Here is a 19,966-nt window from a genome sequence, read left to right as displayed (position 1 = left end):
AATCAATCCTGAGACGACTATGTCAAATCCACGTATCTTGAGCTATGTTGAGGCAGTCTGTGAAGCCACTGACCAAGAAATGGCAAGCGATCCTGCTGTAATTGTGTTTGGGCTGGATGTAGACGACCCTAAAGCCATTCAAGGAACGACCCGTGGTCTGCTAGAAAAATATGGTAAAGAACGGGTCTTTGGTACGCCACTTTCAGAAGATGCCATGACTGGGGCAGCGATCGGAATGGCTCAAGCGGGGTTACGACCGATCCACGTTCACATTCGCATGGATTTTTTGATGTTGGCGATGAACCAGTTGATTAACGTCGCCGCGAAAAGCCATTATATGTATGGGGGGCAAGTCTCAGTGCCCATTGTGGTGCGATCGATGATCGGCAAAAGTTGGGGACAGGGAGCGCAACATTCGCAGGGTCTATATTCATTTTTTATGAATATTCCAGGGCTTAAAGTGGCAGCGCCAACCACGCCCTATGATGCCAAGGGTTGTCTCATTGCAGCCATTCGCGATGACAATCCTGTCATGTATGTGGAACATCGAATTTTGCATTTCCAAAAGGGCTACGTTCCAGAAGCCAGTTACACAGTCGCACCAGGAAAAGCGAGAATCGCTGTTACAGGCACCGATGTGACCTTGGTAGGAATTTCCTACATGCAAATAGAATGTCTGCGCGCCCAGAAGTATCTAGAATCCGTAGGTATTAGTGCTGAAGTCATCGATCCCATTTGGCTCAGCCCCCTTGACATCGATACCATTGTGGAGTCCGTTCTCAAAACAGGCAATCTATGTGTCGTCGATAATGGCTGGACGACCTGTGGAGCTAGTGCCGAAATCATTGCTCAAGTTGCAGAAAGACTTCAAGGTAAGAGGAACGTTCGCTTTAAACGGATGGGGTTTGCACCCGTCACCTGCCCACCCACCCCCTATCTAGAGCATCTCTATTATCCCAACGGACAAACCATTGCTGCGGCTGCTTTTGAATTGGCTAAGGGAGATATTGAAACAAAATGGATGCCTGCTGAACGCGAAGATTTGAAAGACATTGAATTCAAAGGACCGTTTTAATCTGTAGGTATGCCCATGACTGCCAAAATCATCAAACCAATCGATAATCCTCGGCATATCAGCATTCTATTTCCCACAAGGGGGCGATCGCACTATTTACAAACCCTATTTGACTCGATCGCTAAAACCACTGCAGTCCAAAGCCTCGTTGATGTCTGGATTTTTGTAGATGATGATGATTTTGCGACCCAACGAACCCTCGACGAACATATTGCCGCAGACAACTATGACTTTAAGATTCACTATGTCTTTGCTCCTCGCACCTATGCGCAGGGGCAAATGTTTAACATCTTAAGAGAACGTTGCACGACCAATCCAGGCATCTACATGTTTATTGGCGATAAGATTCTATTTGCTACGCCAGATTGGGATGTGGTTGTGCGCGAAACCTTTGATCGCTATCCCGATCGCGTTCTCTTTGCCTATGTTAACTCTGACCCCAATAATCCTAATATGGGATTTTATGGCTGTGTCAGTGCAGAGTGGACAAATATTACAGGGAGACTGCATACAGAATTCTTTCCCTTTTGGTATGATGACACTTGGATCAACGAAGTGGCGATTATGGCGCAGAGCCATGCCAAGCTTGACATTCAGTTAGTATTCCAAGGCAGCTTGGGAATTAACAAACGGTTGCGGAATCTACGCTTTTGGTTTCGCTTTTATAGAAATACAGCCGAAGAGAGAATGCAGGAAGCTGGAGCGATCTTGGCTACGATTTTTGCTGGAAATACCAAAGCCTTGACGGAGACTCAAGATTTCGCGATCGCTTCTAATGAGGCACAAATGCGCGTGTGGGATACCGTCACTGATGAATATTTGTGTTCCTTGGAGCAAAAGGTACAACAAGCCAGCCTCAACGAGATCGCGGTGACTCAAATTCCTGCTCAACAAGAATTTCAATCAGAAACTGTCAATCCAGCAACTGCCATTCCTAAATCCACACCATTTTCCGATCTCTATTTCGTTGCAGAGAGGCAAGCGATCGCCCATCTAAAGCAAAAAGCAGAGCGGTTTATCGAACAGAACAGATTTTCAGAAGCTGTAGCCCTCCTCGACAATATCCTATTTGCCTCACAGGTTCCTGCTGGAATTCACAATTTACGCGCCCAATGTTTGAGAGAGATGGGAGACTTATGGGAAGCAGAGCAAGCCATCCTGAAAGAACTAGAGCAAACCCCGCAGGATCGAGAATCACAGGAACTACTAGATCGCATCCAACAGGAGCGATTGCAAGCACTTAAGCTCAGGGATATCAACCTCCTGATTTTTCCAGACTGGCAGCAAGAAGAGGAAGCGCGATCGCAGGACGTGATACAAGTAATCTCAGCCTTAGTCAGGCATCCTCAGAGCGATCGCATCACCTTATTAATCGAAACAACAGGGATAGAACAGGAGGATGCGGAGCAATTTATCTTAGGCGTGATGATGCTTTTAGCTTTGCAAGAAGGACAGGAAGATACCGATCTAGAAATCTCCTTAACGGGCAATCTCAGTCCAACGATCTGGGAAGTAATTCTAGGGCGTGTAGCGGGTCGTATTGTATTGCCGCAAGAGAATAGGGCTGCGATCAAGGCTGTAGCTATGGAAGCTATCAAGACAGTTTCTCTTGACCAACTTTTTCTCAACCACACACTTAATTTGTAGGTGCGCCCCATGACTGCCAAAATCATCAAACCAATCGATAACCCTCAGCATATCAGCATACTATTTCCCACAAGGGGGCGATCGCACTATTTACAAGCCCTATTTGACTCGATCGCTAAAACCACTACAGTCCAAAGCCTTATTGATGTCTGGATTTTTATAGATGATGATGACTTTGTTGCAAAGCAAGCCCTCGACGAACATATTGCCGCAGACAACTATGACTTTAAGATTCACTATGTGTTTGCTCCTCGCACCTATGCGCAGGGACAAATGTATAACATCCTGAGAGAACGCTGCACGACCAATCCAGGCATCTACATGTTTGTTGCTGATAAGGTTCTGTTTGTAACGCCAGATTGGGATGTGGTTGTGCGCGAAACCTTCGATCGCTATCCCGATCGCATTCTTTATGCCTATATCAACCTTGACCCCAGTAACCCTAATATTGGTTACTATGGCTGTGTCAGTGCAGAGTGGGCAAACATCACAGGGAGGTTGCACACAGAATTCTTTCCCTTTTGGTACGATGACACTTGGATTAATGAAGTGGCAATTATGGGACAAAGCCACACCAAACTCGACATCCAGTTAGAATATCAGGGAAGCTTTGGCGTCAACAAACGGTTGCGTAACCTACACTTTTGGTTCCGCTTTTATAAAAATACAGCCGAAGAGAGAATGCAGGAAGCAGAATTGATCTTGGATACAGTTTTTGCCGAAAACCCTAAAGCTTTGGCTGAGAGTAAAGAATTAATGATTACCTCTGCAGAAATGCAAATGCAACTGTGGAATACGTTGACGGACGAAAGTTTATCTTTAATAGAGCAAACGGTACAACAAGCTAGCCTCAACGAGATCGCGGTGACTCAAATTCCTGCTCAACAAGAATTTCAATCAGAAACTGTCAATCCAGCAACTGCCATTCCTAAATCCACACCATTTTCCGATCTCTATTTCGTTGCAGAGAGGCAAGCGATCGCCCATCTAAAGCAAAAAGCAGAGCGGTTTATCGAACAGAACAGATTTTCAGAAGCTGTAGCCCTCCTCGACAATATCCTATTTGCCTCACAGGTTCCTGCTGGAATTCACAATTTACGCGCCCAATGTTTGAGAGAGATGGGAGACTTATGGGAAGCAGAGCAAGCCATCCTGAAAGAACTAGAGCAAACCCCGCAGGATCGAGAATCACAGGAACTACTAGATCGCATCCAACAGGAGCGATTGCAAGCACTTAAGCTCAGGGATATCAACCTCCTGATTTTTCCAGACTGGCAGCAAGAAGAGGAAGCGCGATCGCAGGACGTGATACAAGTAATCTCAGCCTTAGTCAGGCATCCTCAGAGCGATCGCATCACCTTATTAATCGAAACAACAGGGATAGAACAGGAGGATGCGGAGCAATTTATCTTAGGCGTGATGATGCTTTTAGCTTTGCAAGAAGGACAGGAAGATACCGATCTAGAAATCTCCTTAACGGGCAATCTCAGTCCAACGATCTGGGAAGTAATTCTAGGGCGTGTAGCGGGTCGTATTGTATTGCCGCAAGAGAATAGGGCTGCGATCAAGGCTGTAGCTATGGAAGCTATCAAGACAGTTTCTCTTGACCAACTGCTTTTCTGTCCAGCTTTTGATTCTACCTAAAGACATGCCATGCTATGTGTTGCCGATCTTTGCTTCTGAGAATATATATTTTTGATTAGGATGCCAAACCAAGTTATGACCGATTTAAAGACACTGAACCTCCCCTTAATGCAAAACAACATTACGCGAGCAGATCTTGATGCGGCGATCGCGTTTTTGCAACAGGACGATCCGATCTTGACCCAGTCAACTCAAGTAAAAGCCTTTGAACAGGAATGGTCAGATTGGTTAGGGGTAAAGTACAGTATCTTTGTGAATTCGGGATCGTCGGCCAATCTAATTACGATGTGCGCTCTCAGAGAAGCCTATGGACTCGGTGAAGTGATCGTACCGACGCTGACTTGGGTCTCTGACATTGCTTCGGTTTTGCAAGCGGGGTTTAAGCCCGTATTTGTGGATATCAATCCCAGAACCCTCGGTATGGATACAGAGCAAATATTGCAGAAAATTACTGCCAACACCAAGGCTGTGTTTCTAACGCACGTACTGGGTTATAACGCGTTGAATCAAAAGCTGCTGGATGAGTTGCAAGTTCGCAATATTCCCTTGATTGAAGATGTGTGCGAATCCTATGGGGCAACATTTGGGGAACGCAAATTAGGCTCATTGGGGCTTATGTCTAACTTTTCTTTTTATTACGCCCATCACATGAGTACGATTGAAGGAGGTATGGTTTCTACTAATGACAAAAATCTCTATCAAACCCTACGTATGCTGCGATCGCACGGGATGGTCAGAGAATCCACGTCAGACGAGTTGAAGCATTCTTACTATGAAGCCCACCCCGATCTCAACCCTGATTTTATCTTTGCATTTCCTGCCTACAATGTCAGAAGTACGGAAATTAATGCGGTGATCGGGCGATCGCAACTCAAACGCTTAGATCGAAATAACGAGCTGCGCACAGAGAATTTAAAGCTCTTCCTCGCGAACTTGGACTCAAGCAAATATCAGACTGACTTTGCGATCGAAGGTAGCTGTAACTATGCCTTTACCCTCGTTCTCAAACATCCCGATCCCATCCTTTACGAAAACGTAACCCAATCATTGCGCCAACACCAGATTGAATTTCGTCGAGGCACCGCAGGGGGTGGAAATCAACTCCGTCAGCCTTACTTGCGCAAACTATTGGGTGAAGAGTACAACAATTATCCCAACGTCAATCACATTCATTTTTATGGCTTTTATATCGGTAACTATCCCACGTTGGAAAAAACAAAAATTTTAGATCTTTGTACCTTACTCAATGGTCTGTCCGCAGGATTGCCCGACGCATAATCCCAAGCCGTAACCAATTCCAGTGAAATTGGGAGGGGTTGATCTAAAAGTGAGGTTGGTGGGCATCATAGACTTAGAACATATACGCATGTCTCTAGGCTGTAAAGTCAAAGTAGCTGGAGAAAAGGAGATCTTATGGCAAGCAAGTCACAGTTAGATTTAGTGCTAGTTAATCCTGGCAATCGCGGACAAATTTATCAATCGCTCTCTACAGATATATCCGCGATCGAGCCACCCGTATGGGCAGGGCTAATGGCAACTTTTATCCGCAAGAAAGGTTTTGCTGTACAAATTGTGGATGCCAGTGCTGATGAACTTACTCCTAGCCAGACCGCAGACAGAATTGCCGAGTTAAATCCACTCTTAACCGCCGTTGTCGTCTACGGACAGCAGCCTTCGGCATCAACACAGGTGATGGCAGGGGCTAGTGCTGTCTGTACGGCAATCAAGCAGCAATATTCTGACCTAAAAGTGCTGTTGGTGGGTGGGCATGTGGCATCTCTCCCTGAGCGCAGTCTACGGGAAGAAGATGCTGACTTTGTAGCCGCAGGGGAAGGCTTATATACGCTCCTAGAGCTGATAGAGGCACTTAAAACCGCACAGCCTGACTATAGCAAGGTTCGGGGGCTATGGTACTGGGAGGGTAAAACGGCTAAATCGACAGCCCCTGCTCCGTTACTGATGGATGTCGAGCAAGAAATGCCAGGAATTGCTTGGGATTTGCTGCCGATGTCAAAATATCGCGCTCATAACTGGCACTGTTTTGATGGTTTACAACGTCAGCCCTATGCTGCGATTTATACGACTTTAGGCTGTCCTTTTCACTGTAGTTTTTGCTGCATTCAAGCTCCCTTTAAGAGTGGTGAGCATGAGCTTGGCTATCGAGAAGTCACAAATAGCTATCGCTTTTGGAGTCCAGAAGCGGTCATGCGCGAAATTGATATTTTGGTCAATCAGTATGGTGTTCGCAATATTAAGATTGCCGATGAGATGTTTGTGCTCAATCCCAAACACGTTCTAGGGATTTGCGATGCCATTATCGATCGCGGCTACGATCTAAATATTTGGGCCTATGCCAGAGTTGATACGGTCAGAGATGAAATGCTAGGTAAGTTAAAGCAAGCAGGGTTTAACTGGTTGGCTTTGGGCATTGAAGCCGCTAGCGATCGCGTGCGCGATGACGTGCAAAAAGGTTTCAACCAAGAGGATGTCTATAGAATCGTCAAGAAGATTCAAGATGCTGGCATCAATATCATTGGCAACTATATCTTTGGCTTACCCGAAGACGATCTAGAAACGATGCAAGCTACCCTCGACCTAGCAATGGATCTGAACTGTGAATTTGCTAATTTTTACTCAGCGATGGCCTATCCGGGGTCTCAGCTTTATAACACAGCGATCGCCGAAGGATGGGCATTACCTAAAACTTGGTCTGGCTTTTCCCAACATGCTGTAGATACCCTACCTCTGCCAACCAAACACCTCACTGCTTCAGAAGTCTTGCGCTTCCGCGATCGAGCTTTCCAAGCGTACTTTAGCAATCCCAAATACCTCGATACGATCGCGCAAAAATTTGGTGTAGAAACCATGCAACATATTCAAAAAATGGCATCTCATCAGTTAGAGCGGGTCTATGCCTGAACATGGGTTGAAGCCAGCATCAATGTTTCCTAAGATTTCGATTGTAACGCCATCTCTAAACCAAGGTAGGTTTGTTGAGGAGTGCATTCAAAGTGTATTAGCACAAAAATATCCGAATTTTGAACATATTGTTGTTGATGGTGGATCGACGGATAACACGTTAGAAGTCCTGAAACAGTACCCCCACTTACAATGGATTTCCGAGCCCGATCGAGGTTCATCAGATGCCATCAATAAAGGCTTTAGAATGGCATCTGGAGATATCGTTGGCTGGATTGGAACGGACGATCGCTACTTAGGAAATTGTTTCGAGCGTGTTGTTGCCTATCTTGCTGCTAACCCAGCGATCGATATTGTCTATGGCAATTACAACTGGATTGATGTAGACGGGAACTTGCTCCAACGTCGATACGAACTGGACTTCGATCTGTTTATGTTGAAATACTTACATATTCTCTATATTCCAGTGGTGGCAACCTTCTTTAAGCAGAAAATCTTTTGTGAAGATAATTACCTTAGTCCAGACTATAACTATGCCAATGATTATGAGTTTATTCTCCGTTTGGCATTGAAAGGATACCAGTTTGGTCATATCCGATCGTTCTTGTCAGATTTTCGTTGGCATTCTACGAGCAATTCAACCCTTGCTTCAGCGCAGCAAACTCAGGAGCAAGAGCGAGCATTATTAGAACTAGACACTTTCCTTGGTAGGGTCGAGTCAATTGCGTTACGCCAATCTCTGTACAAATTACTCAAGCTTTTGGCTAGAACGAAGCGCTATATTTTGAAAGGTGCGTATGGCTATTACTTCTCTTCGTAAGGAACCATGAAACTTGGCATCAGTGGCTTATTTTTAAAGCCCTCTCAAGTGGGTGGAGCCGAGTTTATGCTGCGGGGCTTACTATTTGGGCTAGCCCAAATTCCAAATTTGCAGTTGTATGTGTTTATCGATCGCAAGTTGACCGACTGGCTGAGGGAGCTAAATTTAGGAGAAGCGCACGCAGTAATTCCGATTACCATGGTTGGGAATCGCGTGGTGAGCGAAATCACCCAAATTCCTTGGCAGGCAAATCGATTAGGACTGGATGGCATTATTTATCCGAACTACTTAACTCCTTGGCGATCGCTCCTCAAGATGCCCTCTGCCACAGTAATTCACGATCTAAACTACCTGCACTTCCCCGATCTATTCTCTTGGCGCAAGAAAGTATGGTTGCGGACAGCCCATCAGAACACCTTGGCGAATTCCGATATTACAGTGGCAATCTCGGAATTTGTGCGAAATGATATTGTTAAGAACTATCCTCTCAAGTCTCAACATTCATTGACAGTAATTCCCAATCCAATTTTATGGGAGAGATTTTCACATTCGATGCCACCCGTAATGGAAGTGAAACAACCATTTATTCTCACGGTTGCTAACCACTATCAACATAAGAATCTTGCGACTTTAATCAAAGCATTTCAGCAGCTACCGAGTGCTTGCGATCAGGTAAATTTAGTTTTGGTAGGGCAATTACCCGAATCTCTAGTGGGGATGCGCCGCGATCGCTGTGACGATCTTTCTAGTTTGGTGAAAGCATTAAATTTACAGGATCGGGTGAAAGTAACAGGTTATATTAGCGATGCCGAACTAGCTTGGTACTACAATTTTGCTGAGATGTTTGCCTATCCTTCGCTATTTGAAGGGTTTGGTATGCCCCCCGTAGAAGCCATGGGTATGGGTTTACCAACTCTGACGACTCGCTGTACCGCAATACCAGAAGCTACACTCGGTCTGGCACAGTATATTAACGATCCTCTGGATGTAGACGAGTGGCGCGATCGCATGGCTCAAATATTACAATTCCGTTCAGATTTTTTGCCTTTGCAATCAACTGTCGATCTGATTAGAAGCACATACGATCCTGTCGCGATCGCGCAGAAGTATGTCGATCTATTTAAATGTCTATGAGATCTCAGGGATTTAGCGATCGCGGCTATGATTATTTATAGAGCTATTCTCACAAAACAGAATGCACGAAACCCAGAAAATAAATCAACCCACAGAACAAGAATCTAGTAATTAATTTGTCACAAATTATGGTTTTCCTGTCTAAATCAGATTATAAAGTCGCTAAAAACTGCCCAACCAAACTGTACTACAAGAAATTACACTACCCCACCACTAGCTATATCAATAACTACACGAGAATGCTGGCAGACGGTGGGTTTATGATTGGCAAAATGGCAAGATTGCTTTATCCGTCTGGCATAGAAATAAAAGTCGAGCAAGACTTAGAACGAGGATTAAGCCAGACAAAAGAAGCACTTCAGCAAGAAAATATTATTTTGTTTGAGCCGATTATTTATGCAAAAAACAAGCTGATTAGGGTAGATATTTTAATTAAAGAAGGAAATAAATTTCAATTAATCGAAGTTAAGTCTAAGTCCTTTGATAGCAATGAAAACAATTGGCTATTAGAAACTAAAGGAATTAATATTTTTAGAAATAAGAAAAATGGAGCAATTAGCAGTGATTGGCGAACCTATATAGAGGATGTTGCTTATCAAATCTATGTGTTGCAAGAGATGCTTAGTGAAATAGACGCTCATGAATTCTCATCCGATCGAGTCGAGATACATCCCTATCTATGTATGCCAGACAAGTCAAAAACTACTGCGATCGACCTTGCGGCACATTTTAAGATTAAGCGCACAGAATCGCAGACTATCCCTTCTAAATTTAGTGGCATCGAGGTTGACTTCACGGGAGATCTAGAGCAATTGAACCAAAATCACATTCTCGGCCTGATCGGTATCGATCGAGAAGTGCAAGAGGTATTACCTGAAGTGATTGCTCAAACGGAAATCTATCTAGATAGCTTGGTAAATGGATTGCGTAAAATCGAGGTACCACTTAGCAAGCATTGTAAAGGCTGTGAATTTCGGGTAAGCGAAGGTAGCAAAAAAGATGGTTTTAAGGAATGTTGGGGAGAACTAGCAGAAGTAGAGCCGCATATTTTCGATTTGTATCACATGGGTCGGGTCGGGGGGCATGAAACCCCTGTGGTCAACGAACTGATCCAAATGGGGAAGGTGAATATGTACGATATACCCCTCGACCAATTGGATGACACCTTTTTTAGTTTCAGACAGCTCATTCAACTGGAATACACAAAAACAAATCGAGAATGGATGTCTGAGCAGTTACCGAGCATTATGGCAAAGTGTAGTTATCCGCTCCATTTCATTGACTTTGAGACTTCGCGAATGGCGCTACCCTACCATCCAGGCATGCGTCCTTACGAGCAGGTAGCTTTTCAATGGAGCTGTCACACGATTCCCTCACCTGGAGCAGAACCAATTCATTCAGATTGGATCGATCTCTCGGATGTCTTCCCAAATTTTAGGTTTGCAGAGGCTTTGATGGATCGGCTAGGAGATCGCGGTACAATCTTAACCTGGGCAACCCATGAGAATAGTGTTCTGCGCGATATTTACTATCAAATGGAAGCCTATGAGTACGAGCATCCCAAACTCAAGGCTTGGCTGGCAAAAGTTGCAAAACTCAATAGCAAAGATAAAACGCAATTGGTGGATATGAATGCGCTTACGTTGAAACATTATTTCCATCCCCTCATGAAAGGGAGAACTTCGCTGAAGTGTGTCTTGCCTGCGATCTGGAAGACAAACCCTTATTTGCATCAAATTCCTTGGATGGCTGCATATTTCAAAGAAGTTGACGGTCAAATCCTCAATCCCTATGAGACACTGCTACCGCTTGAAATCTCAGATAAAGCCGAAGTAATTACAGAGGGAACTGGGGCAATGCTGGCTTATCAAAACATGATGTATGGCGAATATCAAGATCGCCCCGAAATTAGACAAATGTGGTGCGAGTTATTGAAGCAATATTGCTGCTTAGATACCATGGCAATGGTCATTATTTGGACGCACTGGCTAAAAAAATTAGGTTGATGTCTCAAGTGTGATTGATAGATTTGTTCAGAAATTTTTTCATTCTTTGCGTGATTGCGATAGGAACGTTTTTTGCGGATTTGGTTAAGGCAGCGATCGTGAGTTGCAGCGCAATGCGTCCATTTGAATTTCGCCAAGGGGGAGCCATCAGCAAGCCTTTTGCCGCCAAAAACAACCCAAATAATTTGTGCCAGATTCGATCGCGACTCCAATAAGCATTTGCTAATGCCATTACCACGATCGCTTTCGTTTCCAATGACTCTGAATTTTCTGCAATCGATTTAGCTATTTTGAGATAAAAATCTGCTTTCTCTTTTTGGTTTAAGAATGCGTGGAAATTGAACAGATTAATTATTGTTGGTATCTGTATTTCTTGATTTAGACTGAGCTTTTGCGATATTTCAAGGTCTTTCTCACAATAAAAGATTGCATCTTCATATCTTTGCAATTCGTAACCGTAGAGTACAGCTAGTCTGTTTAACGCAACTGCTTCGGAATACAGATCGCCAAGCTCACCCGCAATCTTTAAAGCTTCTTGTAAGCATTCTAGTGCATTTTCATATTGCCTTAACTCAGTGTAACATTCACCCAAATCGCCTAATACAGACTGTCTCAGTTTCCGATTACTAGTTTTTTCGCAAAAATCTAACTGCTGCCGAAGGAATACGACCGATTCAGCATACTGACCGCGCTCAATATAAATTCTACTGATATCCCCTATAGACTCGCTCTCTAAGTCTAGATTACAAATACTGTGGGCGATCTCTAGAGAGGCTTCTAGATAATTCAATCCTGCTTGCTGTTCGCGTATTTTGCTTTGACTCAGACCATGCCTAAATAATACCCAACCTATACCTCTTAGAGCATATCCTTCCTGCTCTCGATCGCCAATTTCACGGGCAATCTCTAATTGTTGCTGATGAGAAGCGCTTGCCTCTAGATACTTTTGCTGTCTCGATTGGATAGTCCCTATACCGTCCATTGCCTTTGCTTCAGCTTGACGATTTTTCGTCAAATCAGCAAGATCTAGTTGTTGTTGGTAGTAATCAAGAGACTTACTAAAATCACTAAGGTTCTCAAAAATCCTGCCTAAGCCCCAAAAGCAAACCAGATCTTGCTCAGAATCCACCTTACCTAAAAGCCCTTGATAGAGTTCAATTTGCTGGTAATAATAGCCCCAAATCCGTAATTGATCGTGGAGTTCCTTACTATCCACTTCGAGGCGAAATGATAAAACTTTGCTAGCTTGTTGCCATGCTGAGGCTTCGCTGAGATGGTTAAAAACTTGCAAATATCGATCTACCTTCTCTAAATTGTTTGCATCCGCAGGTGGCTCGTCCTCCAGTATGAGGAAATATTCGATCGCGACATAATCATCCAGATACTCAATTGGAACTGCATCAAGATCGATTTCTAATGCGGCAAACAATCTTTGCCCTGCGGTTAAACTAGCCATTTTATTCAATCAAGCTCCCACTTTTTAAACAAATCTTTGCGATGCTCTAAAGCCACACTGCGAATAAGATTATGTAAGCCCAACACGCGATGACTATTGTGATTCAGAGATATCTCGACTAAAAAGCGATCGCACAATTCATCCAAAACTTTCTGCTGTTGCTCTTTGTCATAGGTTTCTTTTCTCAGACGCTTGACATAAACTTCTAATTGCCTCAGCCAGCCAGAATCTTGCACGGGTCGGCGATATTTTGCTGCTACACAAATCAATAGATAAGCATCCGTATTCTGGAATTCCAGTCGTCGAAACACTGCCTCAAGGCGTTGCTTATAGACCTTGAGCCTGATTTCGCGCGTTAGTTTATGCAATTTCCAATCATCATCCGCGCCTTCCAATTTAGCCCCTGCTTCGGCTTCCGCTAAAGCGGTTTCGACTTCTTTAATCTCACCACCCACATGTTCCCAAAATGCAACAGCACTTTTGCCAAACGACTGCACGATATCGCCAATCACCACACGCAATGTCAGAGGATGCCCGTGATAGACCTTGGCAATTCGCATCAGTAAGGCTCGATCTTGCGAATCTGCACGCACATCCAAGCCTGCTTTCTCAAATAATGCAATCTGCTCATCATCAGCCAGTCCACCCAAAATCTCGCGGTGATATAGAGTTGGATAGCGAGAGGCTAAGGCTTCGATCTTCGCAGGCACATCCTGAGAAGTGACAATCAAGCTGCTTTCGCAAGATTCTATGGCTAAAAACTTAGCAAAAAACTTCCCCCACCACTCATCTTCAAAATCGCCCCAACCATATTCTTCATTCTTTGCCAAAATCGCCTCTAAAGAGTCAATCAGCACCAGTACTCGATTTTCTTGTAAGTGGTCGATCAATCTAGCTAAAATCGCGGTTGGCTGTTTGTCTTGAATCAATAGGCTATAGCCTAATTCTTCTGACCATCGCTCGGCGCTACTCGCAAAGTCTTTGGGCTTTTCATCGTTATCAAAATTGATTCTCAAAATCTTGGAAAATCGCGTTTGCACCCGATCGGCGATACATTCCGACAAAGCGGTTTTGCCGATTCCCGTAATTCCTAGGAGCAAAAGCAAGCGACAAGAGCCGCGCAGTTTTTTGGTAAGTGAACTGATAAGCTGCTTTCGCCCTACCCAGCGATCGTCATAGGCAGTCCAATCTTCGATGCGATCGGGCAAAAGCTCGCAAATCTCTTTCCAATCTTCAAGCCAATTGGGGATTTCTAATAAGCTAAAGTAGTTCTCAATCGTCTCTCGTTCCATGCCATCACCATCATAAAACTTAGTAAAAGTTCCACGATGCACCCCATTCTTTGCCTCGCAAAATGCACTGAGCGAGTCATATTCTATCAAGGCTTCTTTAACTAGCCTCAACCCTTTGGGGGTCAGCCTAAATAATTTTGGTCTATTTCTTGCCATCCTACACTCACATTTTTTTCGTTTTAAGCATGATAGATGATTTGGTGGCGATCGTACAGTCAAACGTACAAACAACGTGCAATTGGCTAATGACTTGAGTAACTATTAGGTTTTATTTTGATTAGAAGAAGTATCGCAAACTAAGCTTTTAAGTTTTTATAAAAGTTACAAACACAACAACTATGACAAACAAAATCAGAACTATTTTTGTATTATGTTTTAGCGCTCTATCAAGTATTTCAGCATCTACATTTATGGCGCAAGAATCACAAGCTGCACAAAGACTTGGTGGTCTCAACATTACTCAAGATACATGTAGAGCACAAACCTATGTGTTTTATGTTAAACCTGTTGTTTTAAATAGTAAAGATGCCTATTCTTGGCGTTGTCGTGTCTATCCTTTACCTGTACTCTCTGGACCATATTTATATGAGACAGGAATTGATATGACAAAAGTTTGTGAAAGTCAGTATGGAAGGGGTGCATATTCATCACCGATGAATACCAAGGATGCATACTCCTGGCAATGTTACAGGTAGTATTGTCGATGAAAATGGTTGCATTTTTGCGGAAATTGTGTTGTCCAAACTGAGCCAATGAACTTTACGAAGTAATGAGATGAATAAATCAAGCCTGATCAGCTTATCAATTCTCTTCCTGATTTTAGGGGGTGGAATGTCTTTAATCTCAAGCAGAATTTCCTGCATGGGAGACTGCTATTTGATTGTTAGTGGAGACTTAATGTTTGGGGGACAGGGCATGAGACTGGATCGAAGTGTAGGAGGTTTAATCCAGAACTCTCCCTATCTTTTATGGGGAATTGGCGGTGCATATCTTATTGCAGGCCTAGTCAAAGCTGACGAGAAAAAAGATTGAACTTCCTTCTTTTTGTGACAACAGATGGATCATTGTAATTTTTTTATCAAGTCCTAAACATAAAAACTGCTTGAGAAACCATGAAAATAGCCCTAAAAAAACGTAATATCCTTTACTTCGCAGTTGGATTAGCGTTTGTCCTCTATCTGTCAAACCCAAGTATGAAAGACTTTGTGAGATCTTCGGCAGTACTGGAAGGTGAGGCTGGAGATGACCTCATTTCTTCTATGTGTACTAATCTTTATCCTGAGATGGCAGATTCTCAATGTAGATCGTCTTATTTCTTTTCAGGAAGTAGAAATCAAGAGCAAAAATACGATTATGTAGAGAAAAATTCTACGCGAATCAACCTGTTTCTTTTTAGCTTATATAAAACTGATTTAATAATTAGCAAAGGCAATGCCAGAGCACGAGTATCTGTTACAATCAGTTCATCTGAAATTCGCATTGGAATTTTAGGTAATATTTTTCCTAGCTATTTCATCTTATTCGTTTTTGCTCCTTTCATAATTATCACTGTGCTGACTTTTATCTATTTTTATAGTAATGGTTATATATCTCTGCTATAAAAATCGCGTTTGGCAAGTGGCTGAAATTCTTCTCTTGTATTGATCTCTGGGTGGACTCTCTAAAATCATAGATAAGGTATCTATTGTTTTTTGCTTTCCACAATTTTTTCTAACTAAGCAATTAAGTCTGATGCAATATGAAAAAAATATTCATTGGTTCTCTCTTCACAATTTCAGTACTAGCTCTTTTGGAGAATTGTAGTATTCCTTCCCCACCAGCTATAAATCCTCAGCAGTCTTCTATTCCTTCTGCTAAAAGCGAGGCTGAGACTATAGCCGTCTTAAGAACGAAGCTATTAGGGACGTGGGCACAGTGTTTAAATCAGCCATGTGTCCTTGTAGGTCAAGAACAACAATACGTCTTTGGACCAGACGGTCAATTGTCAACGTTCCAATCAGATGATCCAGATATGGTGCGTTCCAATCAGAGATATGAATTAAGGAAATCTGCACGATCTTATGAAATCGAAACTGGATTTGTAGCAAATAACGGAAGTTTGTACAACTCTTCAATTGCCGAACTTAATTTCAAAAATGATTCGCAAATGTTTTTGACAGCTAAGGATAATTCAGGCAAAGATCATGCTAAGGAGTTTCAGAAAGTTTCTAATCATTTCCTTATAGTTTCAGATGGGAAAATGCAAGCATTGAGATCCAGTCTTAGAACATACATATGGTCGGTGAATAAGGCGCAACAGGCTCACTTTTCTGAGCGAAATAGATTTAGCAACGATCTGAGTTCCTTAGGACTTGGCGATCAAGCATTACCATCAATAGCAAATGGATATTCTTTCACGGTTGGAGTTTCAAATGGTATGGTGGTTAATACGGGGGTATCATCAAGAACAGGAGAGTATGCGTATCTGGGAGTTGTTTTACTGGTGCGTATAAGCGGAGATGTGACCTCGGTTGCAATTATGTGTGAGAGTAATGAGCCAACGACACAAATTCTAAATTATCAGCCACCCTCGCCAATTTCTATTTCAGATAATAAACCAACATACAATCTATCTGATTTAAAATGCCCTTCTGGCAGTAAACCCCGAGGAGCTTAATAGCTATGTCAGATTGGGAGTGAAATCACATTACATAAATTCCGTGATTGAGTCAATTTCAACTCGATCTTTTGGTTGAGTCCTAGCTATTTCAACGCGCCACTAACTTTTGTAGCGATCTCTTTAACTAGGAATTGAGAAGTGATCGCAACCAATTCTAAGTTCCATTCCCTCATTCCTTCAGCTTTTTTATAGAATGATTACAACAAAAGTATTACGCAATGGAATCCCACAATCAGGACTCAATGTTTATATCATTGCTGATATAAAACTCTGTACAAACGGCACTGTCAGAGATGCCATCACTGATGAAAATGGTGAGGCTAAAATTGACTTTAAGCCTTCGCTGACGGGAAATGTCATTATCAACAGACAAATCGTACATCAAGGCGCATTACTTCCTTATCTCACCATTCACATTTAGTGTTTGAGATTAAACATCGCACACTTTACTCCATCAGATCTCATCAGGATTTATCCCCATCGATCTTAAATAAGTAGCTAACTTCTCTTTTTGCTGACGTTCTTGAAGAACTTGTTCCTCAGCCGTTGGATATCTCACCCCATTGAGATCGTACCAATAGAGCCACTCGCGCTCCCATCCAATATGTTCGCCTTGCTCGCAGCCCAAACCTAAGCCAATCTCAGGTAGCCAAACTCGATTGTTTTCACTAGATAGAAGTTCATATTTCCCTGCGATTAGTTTATAGACTTCCAATCTTTGTCTATTTCTGAACCTGCCTCTTCTACCGCTCAATGGATTGTAAATGACATAATACAAAATCCCTAGGGTTTGATAATCTGCTAGCTTATCTTCATATTCACTGTTATAGCGTTCGGAAACTACTTCCAAGGCAAGGAACGGTATGATGTTTTGCTCTTCCCACAAAACATAGCTGAGTCTGCCTCTTTCGCCTGTATTCCGTTTCACCCCGATCGCAAGAAACCCATCAGGTACGATCGCAGGTTTGTCAGGATTATAGTGAACGGCCATATCCACGCCAAAGTACCAGTCATCGCGATTTGCCCAGATAAATGCCAATAAACTCAGCAATAGATTTGGAATGTCATTTTGGAGCTGATTATCCACAGGAGTTTCGTCAGAGGAAGGTAACTCCTCGGCAGTTGGTAGGCGGCGATATTCAGAAGGTACTGTAACCATAGCTTTTTGGCGCGTTACGTTAGCTTTATTCTGGCATGGTTTTATGCAAAGCTAAAGAGGCTTAGGCTCATACTTTTTGAGGTTTCTCACGACTAAGCGTAACCAGAAATCTACATAAGTCCTAAATAATTGCTTAAATTAAGTATGAGTAACAAGAGACTTGCTGTAGGTAATTTATGGGACGAACTTTAACAACAAGCTTAGGGCGGATTTTGGCGATCGCCAGCAATGTATTTCGCGAAACGGTGCGGGAGCAGGTTCTGTATTTAACCTTGCTGTTTACCTTCGTACTAATCGCCGCGATCTTGGCAATTCCAGAATTCTCGGCTGAGGGTGCACCCAGAATGATCGTGGACTCAGGTATGGCAGCGATCGAAGTTGTGAGCTTGATCGTGGCAATGTTTGTCGGCACAAATCTAGTGAATAAGGAACTAGAGAAACGCACGATTTTTGTGTTGATTGCCAAACCGATGAGTCGGGCTGAGTTTATTTTGGGCAAACACTTAGGCATTAGTGCCGTGATCGCTACACTAGTTTCGATCATGACCGCAATTTTCATCGCCTTAATGGCTATTCGTAAAATTCCTTTGCCAACGGATGCGATTTTGATCGCCAACTTTTTTACATTTTGGCAAATCATGCTGGTGGCAGCGATCGCTGTCCTATTCGGAACCTTCAGTAGTTCTCTGGTGGCAGCGTTGTTAACCTTGGCAAGCTATTTGGTGGGAAACTTTAGCCGCGATTTGCTTTTACTCGGCGAAATCTCTAAAAATGCTAGCTTTCAAAATGTTACCCGTTTTCTCTATCTGGTGTTACCCGATCTATCTCGCGCCAATTTAAAAAATGAGGCCGTATATGGGATTTTGCCCAGTATTTTCGACCTCTTCAACAATGGTGTGTATATTTTTAGCTACGCCTTGCTGGTGCTAGCGATCGCGATCTTAATCTTCTCAAGACGTCAGTTTTAGAGAAGGTTATCAGTTTTCAGTAATCGGTTATTGGTATCTAGACGGACAACTAAATAACTGACAACTAAAAGCTAGCAAGCCTCTGCTGCCATCACGCACTTTAAGATAGTTAGACCCTTTTTAACCTGACGGGAAATCGTAACGGCACTGACCCCTAGCATTTTGGCAACTTCTCGTTGGGTGAGGTCTTCTAGAAAGACAAATTCGACAATCTCGCGGGTACGTGACTCTAGATGGGTTAGTGCTTGCTGTAAACGAATATGATCGTCTTGCAGTCCTTGCAAACGCGGATCGGGAACCATCTCAGCAAGGCAAGCAGAGCAATCTTCATCAGACCGAACGGGGGCATCTAGGCTGAGGGGGCAGCGATTTTGATAGGCTAGTTTTACTTCTTGCCACTCGACTAGGCTTACACCTAGAGCATTGGCGAGTTCCTGTGGGGATGGTTCCCGCTTAAGTTCGCTGCGTAACTGTTGGGCTACTTTGATCGCTTGTTGGTGTAATTCTAGGCAACGGCGAGGGACTCGCAGGGTTGAGCTTTTGTCCCGTAGGTAATGTTGAATTTCGCCTCGGATATAGCGCACGGCAAAGGAACTAAAGGCATAACCGCGATTCACTTCAAATCGCTCGATCGCACCCATCAAACCAATCGACCCAACTTGTAACAGATCTTCATAGGCCTCTGACGCTTGGTTGATCCAGTAACTCACTTCTTTTTTGACCAGACCAATATTGAGCTTGACCAACTGATTGCGGACTTTTGCAGATGGCGATAGACGATAGGCTTTGAGCAGTTCAAGTGTTGTGCTCTTGTCTTCTGCGGAAAACTCTCTGATTTTGGATTCAGCGTTACGTTGGTTATCGGCAACAACGGCTAGATTTTTGGGTTCAACTGTGATTGTTTGCGTCATGTCTTCATTCCTGCCATCTGTTTCATTACGTTAGCCACCGACAAATGCTTAAAAATTATCCAGTTCAAGCATGTATGTAGCTTAGTCGAGCGATCGCCAAACCGTCACCTTGCAGCCCGTTAGGAATTTATGGCGTTTCTTTACTGGTTTTACCTAACAGCCTGTTAGGTTGAAGTTTTACAACAATTCCCAGATCGCCAGCTTTTGGTTGCATAATGCTGATGTCTTTATATAAATGCTTTGAAAATAGCTAATCGCTGACACTTCATTGCGATA

At 43.2% G+C, this 19,966-nt stretch carries 18 protein-coding genes; 14 read left to right on the top strand and 4 right to left on the bottom strand.

What is annotated here, in order from left to right; translation table 11 throughout:
* Positions 1 to 19: 19 nt before the first annotated feature.
* From V2H45_RS04120 to V2H45_RS04085, 8 genes are all read left to right on the top strand, one after another.
* Entirely contained in the window at positions 20 to 1,075 is a 1,056-nt protein-coding gene (locus V2H45_RS04120) for an alpha-ketoacid dehydrogenase subunit beta (protein ID WP_330482351.1), read from the top strand.
* A 15-nt stretch (positions 1,076 to 1,090) separates the two neighbouring features.
* Positions 1,091 to 2,722: a tetratricopeptide repeat protein gene (locus tag V2H45_RS04115; RefSeq protein WP_330482350.1), complete on the top strand. Its 1,632-nt coding sequence runs from the start codon at positions 1,091 to 1,093 to the stop codon at positions 2,720 to 2,722.
* A gap of 9 nt (positions 2,723 to 2,731) precedes the next feature.
* The gene (locus tag V2H45_RS04110) at positions 2,732 to 4,366 is read left to right on the top strand and encodes a tetratricopeptide repeat protein (protein ID WP_330482349.1); all 1,635 of its coding nucleotides are present in this window, start codon (positions 2,732 to 2,734) and stop codon (positions 4,364 to 4,366) included.
* Between the two features lie 75 nt (positions 4,367 to 4,441).
* Positions 4,442 to 5,644 (top strand): DegT/DnrJ/EryC1/StrS family aminotransferase, encoded by a 1,203-nt coding sequence (locus V2H45_RS04105; protein WP_330482348.1) that lies wholly within the window; start codon positions 4,442 to 4,444, stop codon positions 5,642 to 5,644.
* A gap of 135 nt (positions 5,645 to 5,779) precedes the next feature.
* Entirely contained in the window at positions 5,780 to 7,285 is a 1,506-nt protein-coding gene (locus V2H45_RS04100) for a B12-binding domain-containing radical SAM protein (protein WP_330482347.1), read from the top strand.
* Between the two features lie 22 nt (positions 7,286 to 7,307).
* Complete coding sequence (locus tag V2H45_RS04095) at positions 7,308 to 8,105, top strand: glycosyltransferase family 2 protein (RefSeq protein ID WP_330482346.1); 798 nt, start codon at positions 7,308 to 7,310, stop codon at positions 8,103 to 8,105.
* Positions 8,106 to 8,111: 6 nt separating this feature from the next.
* Complete coding sequence (locus V2H45_RS04090) at positions 8,112 to 9,239, top strand: glycosyltransferase family 4 protein (protein ID WP_330482345.1); 1,128 nt, start codon at positions 8,112 to 8,114, stop codon at positions 9,237 to 9,239.
* Between the two features lie 128 nt (positions 9,240 to 9,367).
* Entirely contained in the window at positions 9,368 to 11,245 is a 1,878-nt protein-coding gene (locus V2H45_RS04085) for a DUF2779 domain-containing protein (protein WP_330482344.1), read from the top strand.
* A 4-nt stretch (positions 11,246 to 11,249) separates the two neighbouring features.
* On the opposite strand, the gene V2H45_RS04080 is transcribed toward V2H45_RS04085, so the two are convergent.
* Together V2H45_RS04080 and V2H45_RS04075 are read right to left on the bottom strand one after the other, a co-directional pair.
* On the bottom strand, positions 11,250 to 12,701 hold the full coding sequence (locus tag V2H45_RS04080) for a tetratricopeptide repeat protein (RefSeq protein ID WP_330482343.1): 1,452 nt from the start codon (positions 12,699 to 12,701) through the stop codon (positions 11,250 to 11,252).
* Between the two features lie 5 nt (positions 12,702 to 12,706).
* The gene (locus V2H45_RS04075) at positions 12,707 to 14,149 is read right to left on the bottom strand and encodes an ATP-binding protein (RefSeq protein WP_330482342.1); all 1,443 of its coding nucleotides are present in this window, start codon (positions 14,147 to 14,149) and stop codon (positions 12,707 to 12,709) included.
* A gap of 182 nt (positions 14,150 to 14,331) precedes the next feature.
* Here V2H45_RS04075 and V2H45_RS04070 point away from each other — a divergent pair, with 182 nt between their 5' ends.
* The 5 genes from V2H45_RS04070 to V2H45_RS04050 all read left to right on the top strand — a co-directional run bounded on the left by V2H45_RS04070 (position 14,332) and on the right by V2H45_RS04050 (position 17,073).
* The gene (locus V2H45_RS04070; protein ID WP_330482341.1) at positions 14,332 to 14,688 is read left to right on the top strand and encodes a hypothetical protein; all 357 of its coding nucleotides are present in this window, start codon (positions 14,332 to 14,334) and stop codon (positions 14,686 to 14,688) included.
* A 79-nt stretch (positions 14,689 to 14,767) separates the two neighbouring features.
* On the top strand, positions 14,768 to 15,025 hold the full coding sequence (locus tag V2H45_RS04065; RefSeq protein ID WP_330482340.1) for a hypothetical protein: 258 nt from the start codon (positions 14,768 to 14,770) through the stop codon (positions 15,023 to 15,025).
* 80 nt (positions 15,026 to 15,105) lie between these two features.
* Positions 15,106 to 15,594 carry a DUF4359 domain-containing protein gene (locus V2H45_RS04060; protein ID WP_330482339.1) on the top strand — a complete coding sequence of 163 codons (489 nt, stop codon included), beginning with the start codon at positions 15,106 to 15,108 and terminating at the stop codon, positions 15,592 to 15,594.
* A 137-nt stretch (positions 15,595 to 15,731) separates the two neighbouring features.
* Positions 15,732 to 16,649: a type IV pilin-like G/H family protein gene (locus tag V2H45_RS04055; protein ID WP_330482338.1), complete on the top strand. Its 918-nt coding sequence runs from the start codon at positions 15,732 to 15,734 to the stop codon at positions 16,647 to 16,649.
* A gap of 196 nt (positions 16,650 to 16,845) precedes the next feature.
* A complete protein-coding gene (locus V2H45_RS04050) occupies positions 16,846 to 17,073 on the top strand; it encodes a hypothetical protein (RefSeq protein ID WP_330482337.1) in 228 nt (75 codons plus the stop codon).
* 33 nt (positions 17,074 to 17,106) lie between these two features.
* Here the strand turns inward: V2H45_RS04050 and V2H45_RS04045 are convergent, their stop codons facing one another.
* Entirely contained in the window at positions 17,107 to 17,811 is a 705-nt protein-coding gene (locus V2H45_RS04045; protein WP_330482336.1) for a Uma2 family endonuclease, read from the bottom strand.
* 176 nt (positions 17,812 to 17,987) lie between these two features.
* Here V2H45_RS04045 and V2H45_RS04040 point away from each other — a divergent pair, with 176 nt between their 5' ends.
* Positions 17,988 to 18,779, top strand: coding sequence for an ABC transporter permease (locus V2H45_RS04040; protein WP_330482335.1), 792 nt, complete (start codon positions 17,988 to 17,990; stop codon positions 18,777 to 18,779).
* 71 nt (positions 18,780 to 18,850) lie between these two features.
* On the opposite strand, the gene V2H45_RS04035 is transcribed toward V2H45_RS04040, so the two are convergent.
* Entirely contained in the window at positions 18,851 to 19,690 is an 840-nt protein-coding gene (locus V2H45_RS04035) for an RNA polymerase sigma factor SigF (RefSeq protein WP_330482334.1), read from the bottom strand.
* Positions 19,691 to 19,966: the final 276 nt, after the last annotated feature.

This window comes from Tumidithrix elongata BACA0141, from assembly GCF_036349135.1.
Lineage (GTDB): Bacteria > Cyanobacteriota > Cyanobacteriia > Pseudanabaenales > Pseudanabaenaceae > Tumidithrix > Tumidithrix elongata.
The sequence above is the reverse complement of the archived record's forward strand: the minus strand, read 5'-3'. Positions and strand labels throughout refer to the sequence as shown.

Bases quoted from the DNA above. Each gene is read 5' to 3' on its own strand.
- V2H45_RS04120 (WP_330482351.1), top strand. From the start codon at position 20: ATGTCAAATCCACGTATCTTGAGCTATGTTGAGGCAGTCTGTGAAGCC.
- V2H45_RS04115 (WP_330482350.1), top strand. From the start codon at position 1,091: ATGACTGCCAAAATCATCAAACCAATCGATAATCCTCGGCATATCAGC.
- V2H45_RS04110 (WP_330482349.1), top strand. From the start codon at position 2,732: ATGACTGCCAAAATCATCAAACCAATCGATAACCCTCAGCATATCAGC.
- V2H45_RS04105 (WP_330482348.1), top strand. From the start codon at position 4,442: ATGACCGATTTAAAGACACTGAACCTCCCCTTAATGCAAAACAACATT.
- V2H45_RS04100 (WP_330482347.1), top strand. From the start codon at position 5,780: ATGGCAAGCAAGTCACAGTTAGATTTAGTGCTAGTTAATCCTGGCAAT.
- V2H45_RS04095 (WP_330482346.1), top strand. From the start codon at position 7,308: ATGTTTCCTAAGATTTCGATTGTAACGCCATCTCTAAACCAAGGTAGG.
- V2H45_RS04090 (WP_330482345.1), top strand. From the start codon at position 8,112: ATGAAACTTGGCATCAGTGGCTTATTTTTAAAGCCCTCTCAAGTGGGT.
- V2H45_RS04085 (WP_330482344.1), top strand. From the start codon at position 9,368: ATGGTTTTCCTGTCTAAATCAGATTATAAAGTCGCTAAAAACTGCCCA.
- V2H45_RS04080 (WP_330482343.1), bottom strand. From the start codon at position 12,701: ATGGCTAGTTTAACCGCAGGGCAAAGATTGTTTGCCGCATTAGAAATC.
- V2H45_RS04075 (WP_330482342.1), bottom strand. From the start codon at position 14,149: ATGGCAAGAAATAGACCAAAATTATTTAGGCTGACCCCCAAAGGGTTG.
- V2H45_RS04070 (WP_330482341.1), top strand. From the start codon at position 14,332: ATGACAAACAAAATCAGAACTATTTTTGTATTATGTTTTAGCGCTCTA.
- V2H45_RS04065 (WP_330482340.1), top strand. From the start codon at position 14,768: ATGAATAAATCAAGCCTGATCAGCTTATCAATTCTCTTCCTGATTTTA.
- V2H45_RS04060 (WP_330482339.1), top strand. From the start codon at position 15,106: ATGAAAATAGCCCTAAAAAAACGTAATATCCTTTACTTCGCAGTTGGA.
- V2H45_RS04055 (WP_330482338.1), top strand. From the start codon at position 15,732: ATGAAAAAAATATTCATTGGTTCTCTCTTCACAATTTCAGTACTAGCT.
- V2H45_RS04050 (WP_330482337.1), top strand. From the start codon at position 16,846: ATGATTACAACAAAAGTATTACGCAATGGAATCCCACAATCAGGACTC.
- V2H45_RS04045 (WP_330482336.1), bottom strand. From the start codon at position 17,811: ATGGTTACAGTACCTTCTGAATATCGCCGCCTACCAACTGCCGAGGAG.
- V2H45_RS04040 (WP_330482335.1), top strand. From the start codon at position 17,988: ATGGGACGAACTTTAACAACAAGCTTAGGGCGGATTTTGGCGATCGCC.
- V2H45_RS04035 (WP_330482334.1), bottom strand. From the start codon at position 19,690: ATGACGCAAACAATCACAGTTGAACCCAAAAATCTAGCCGTTGTTGCC.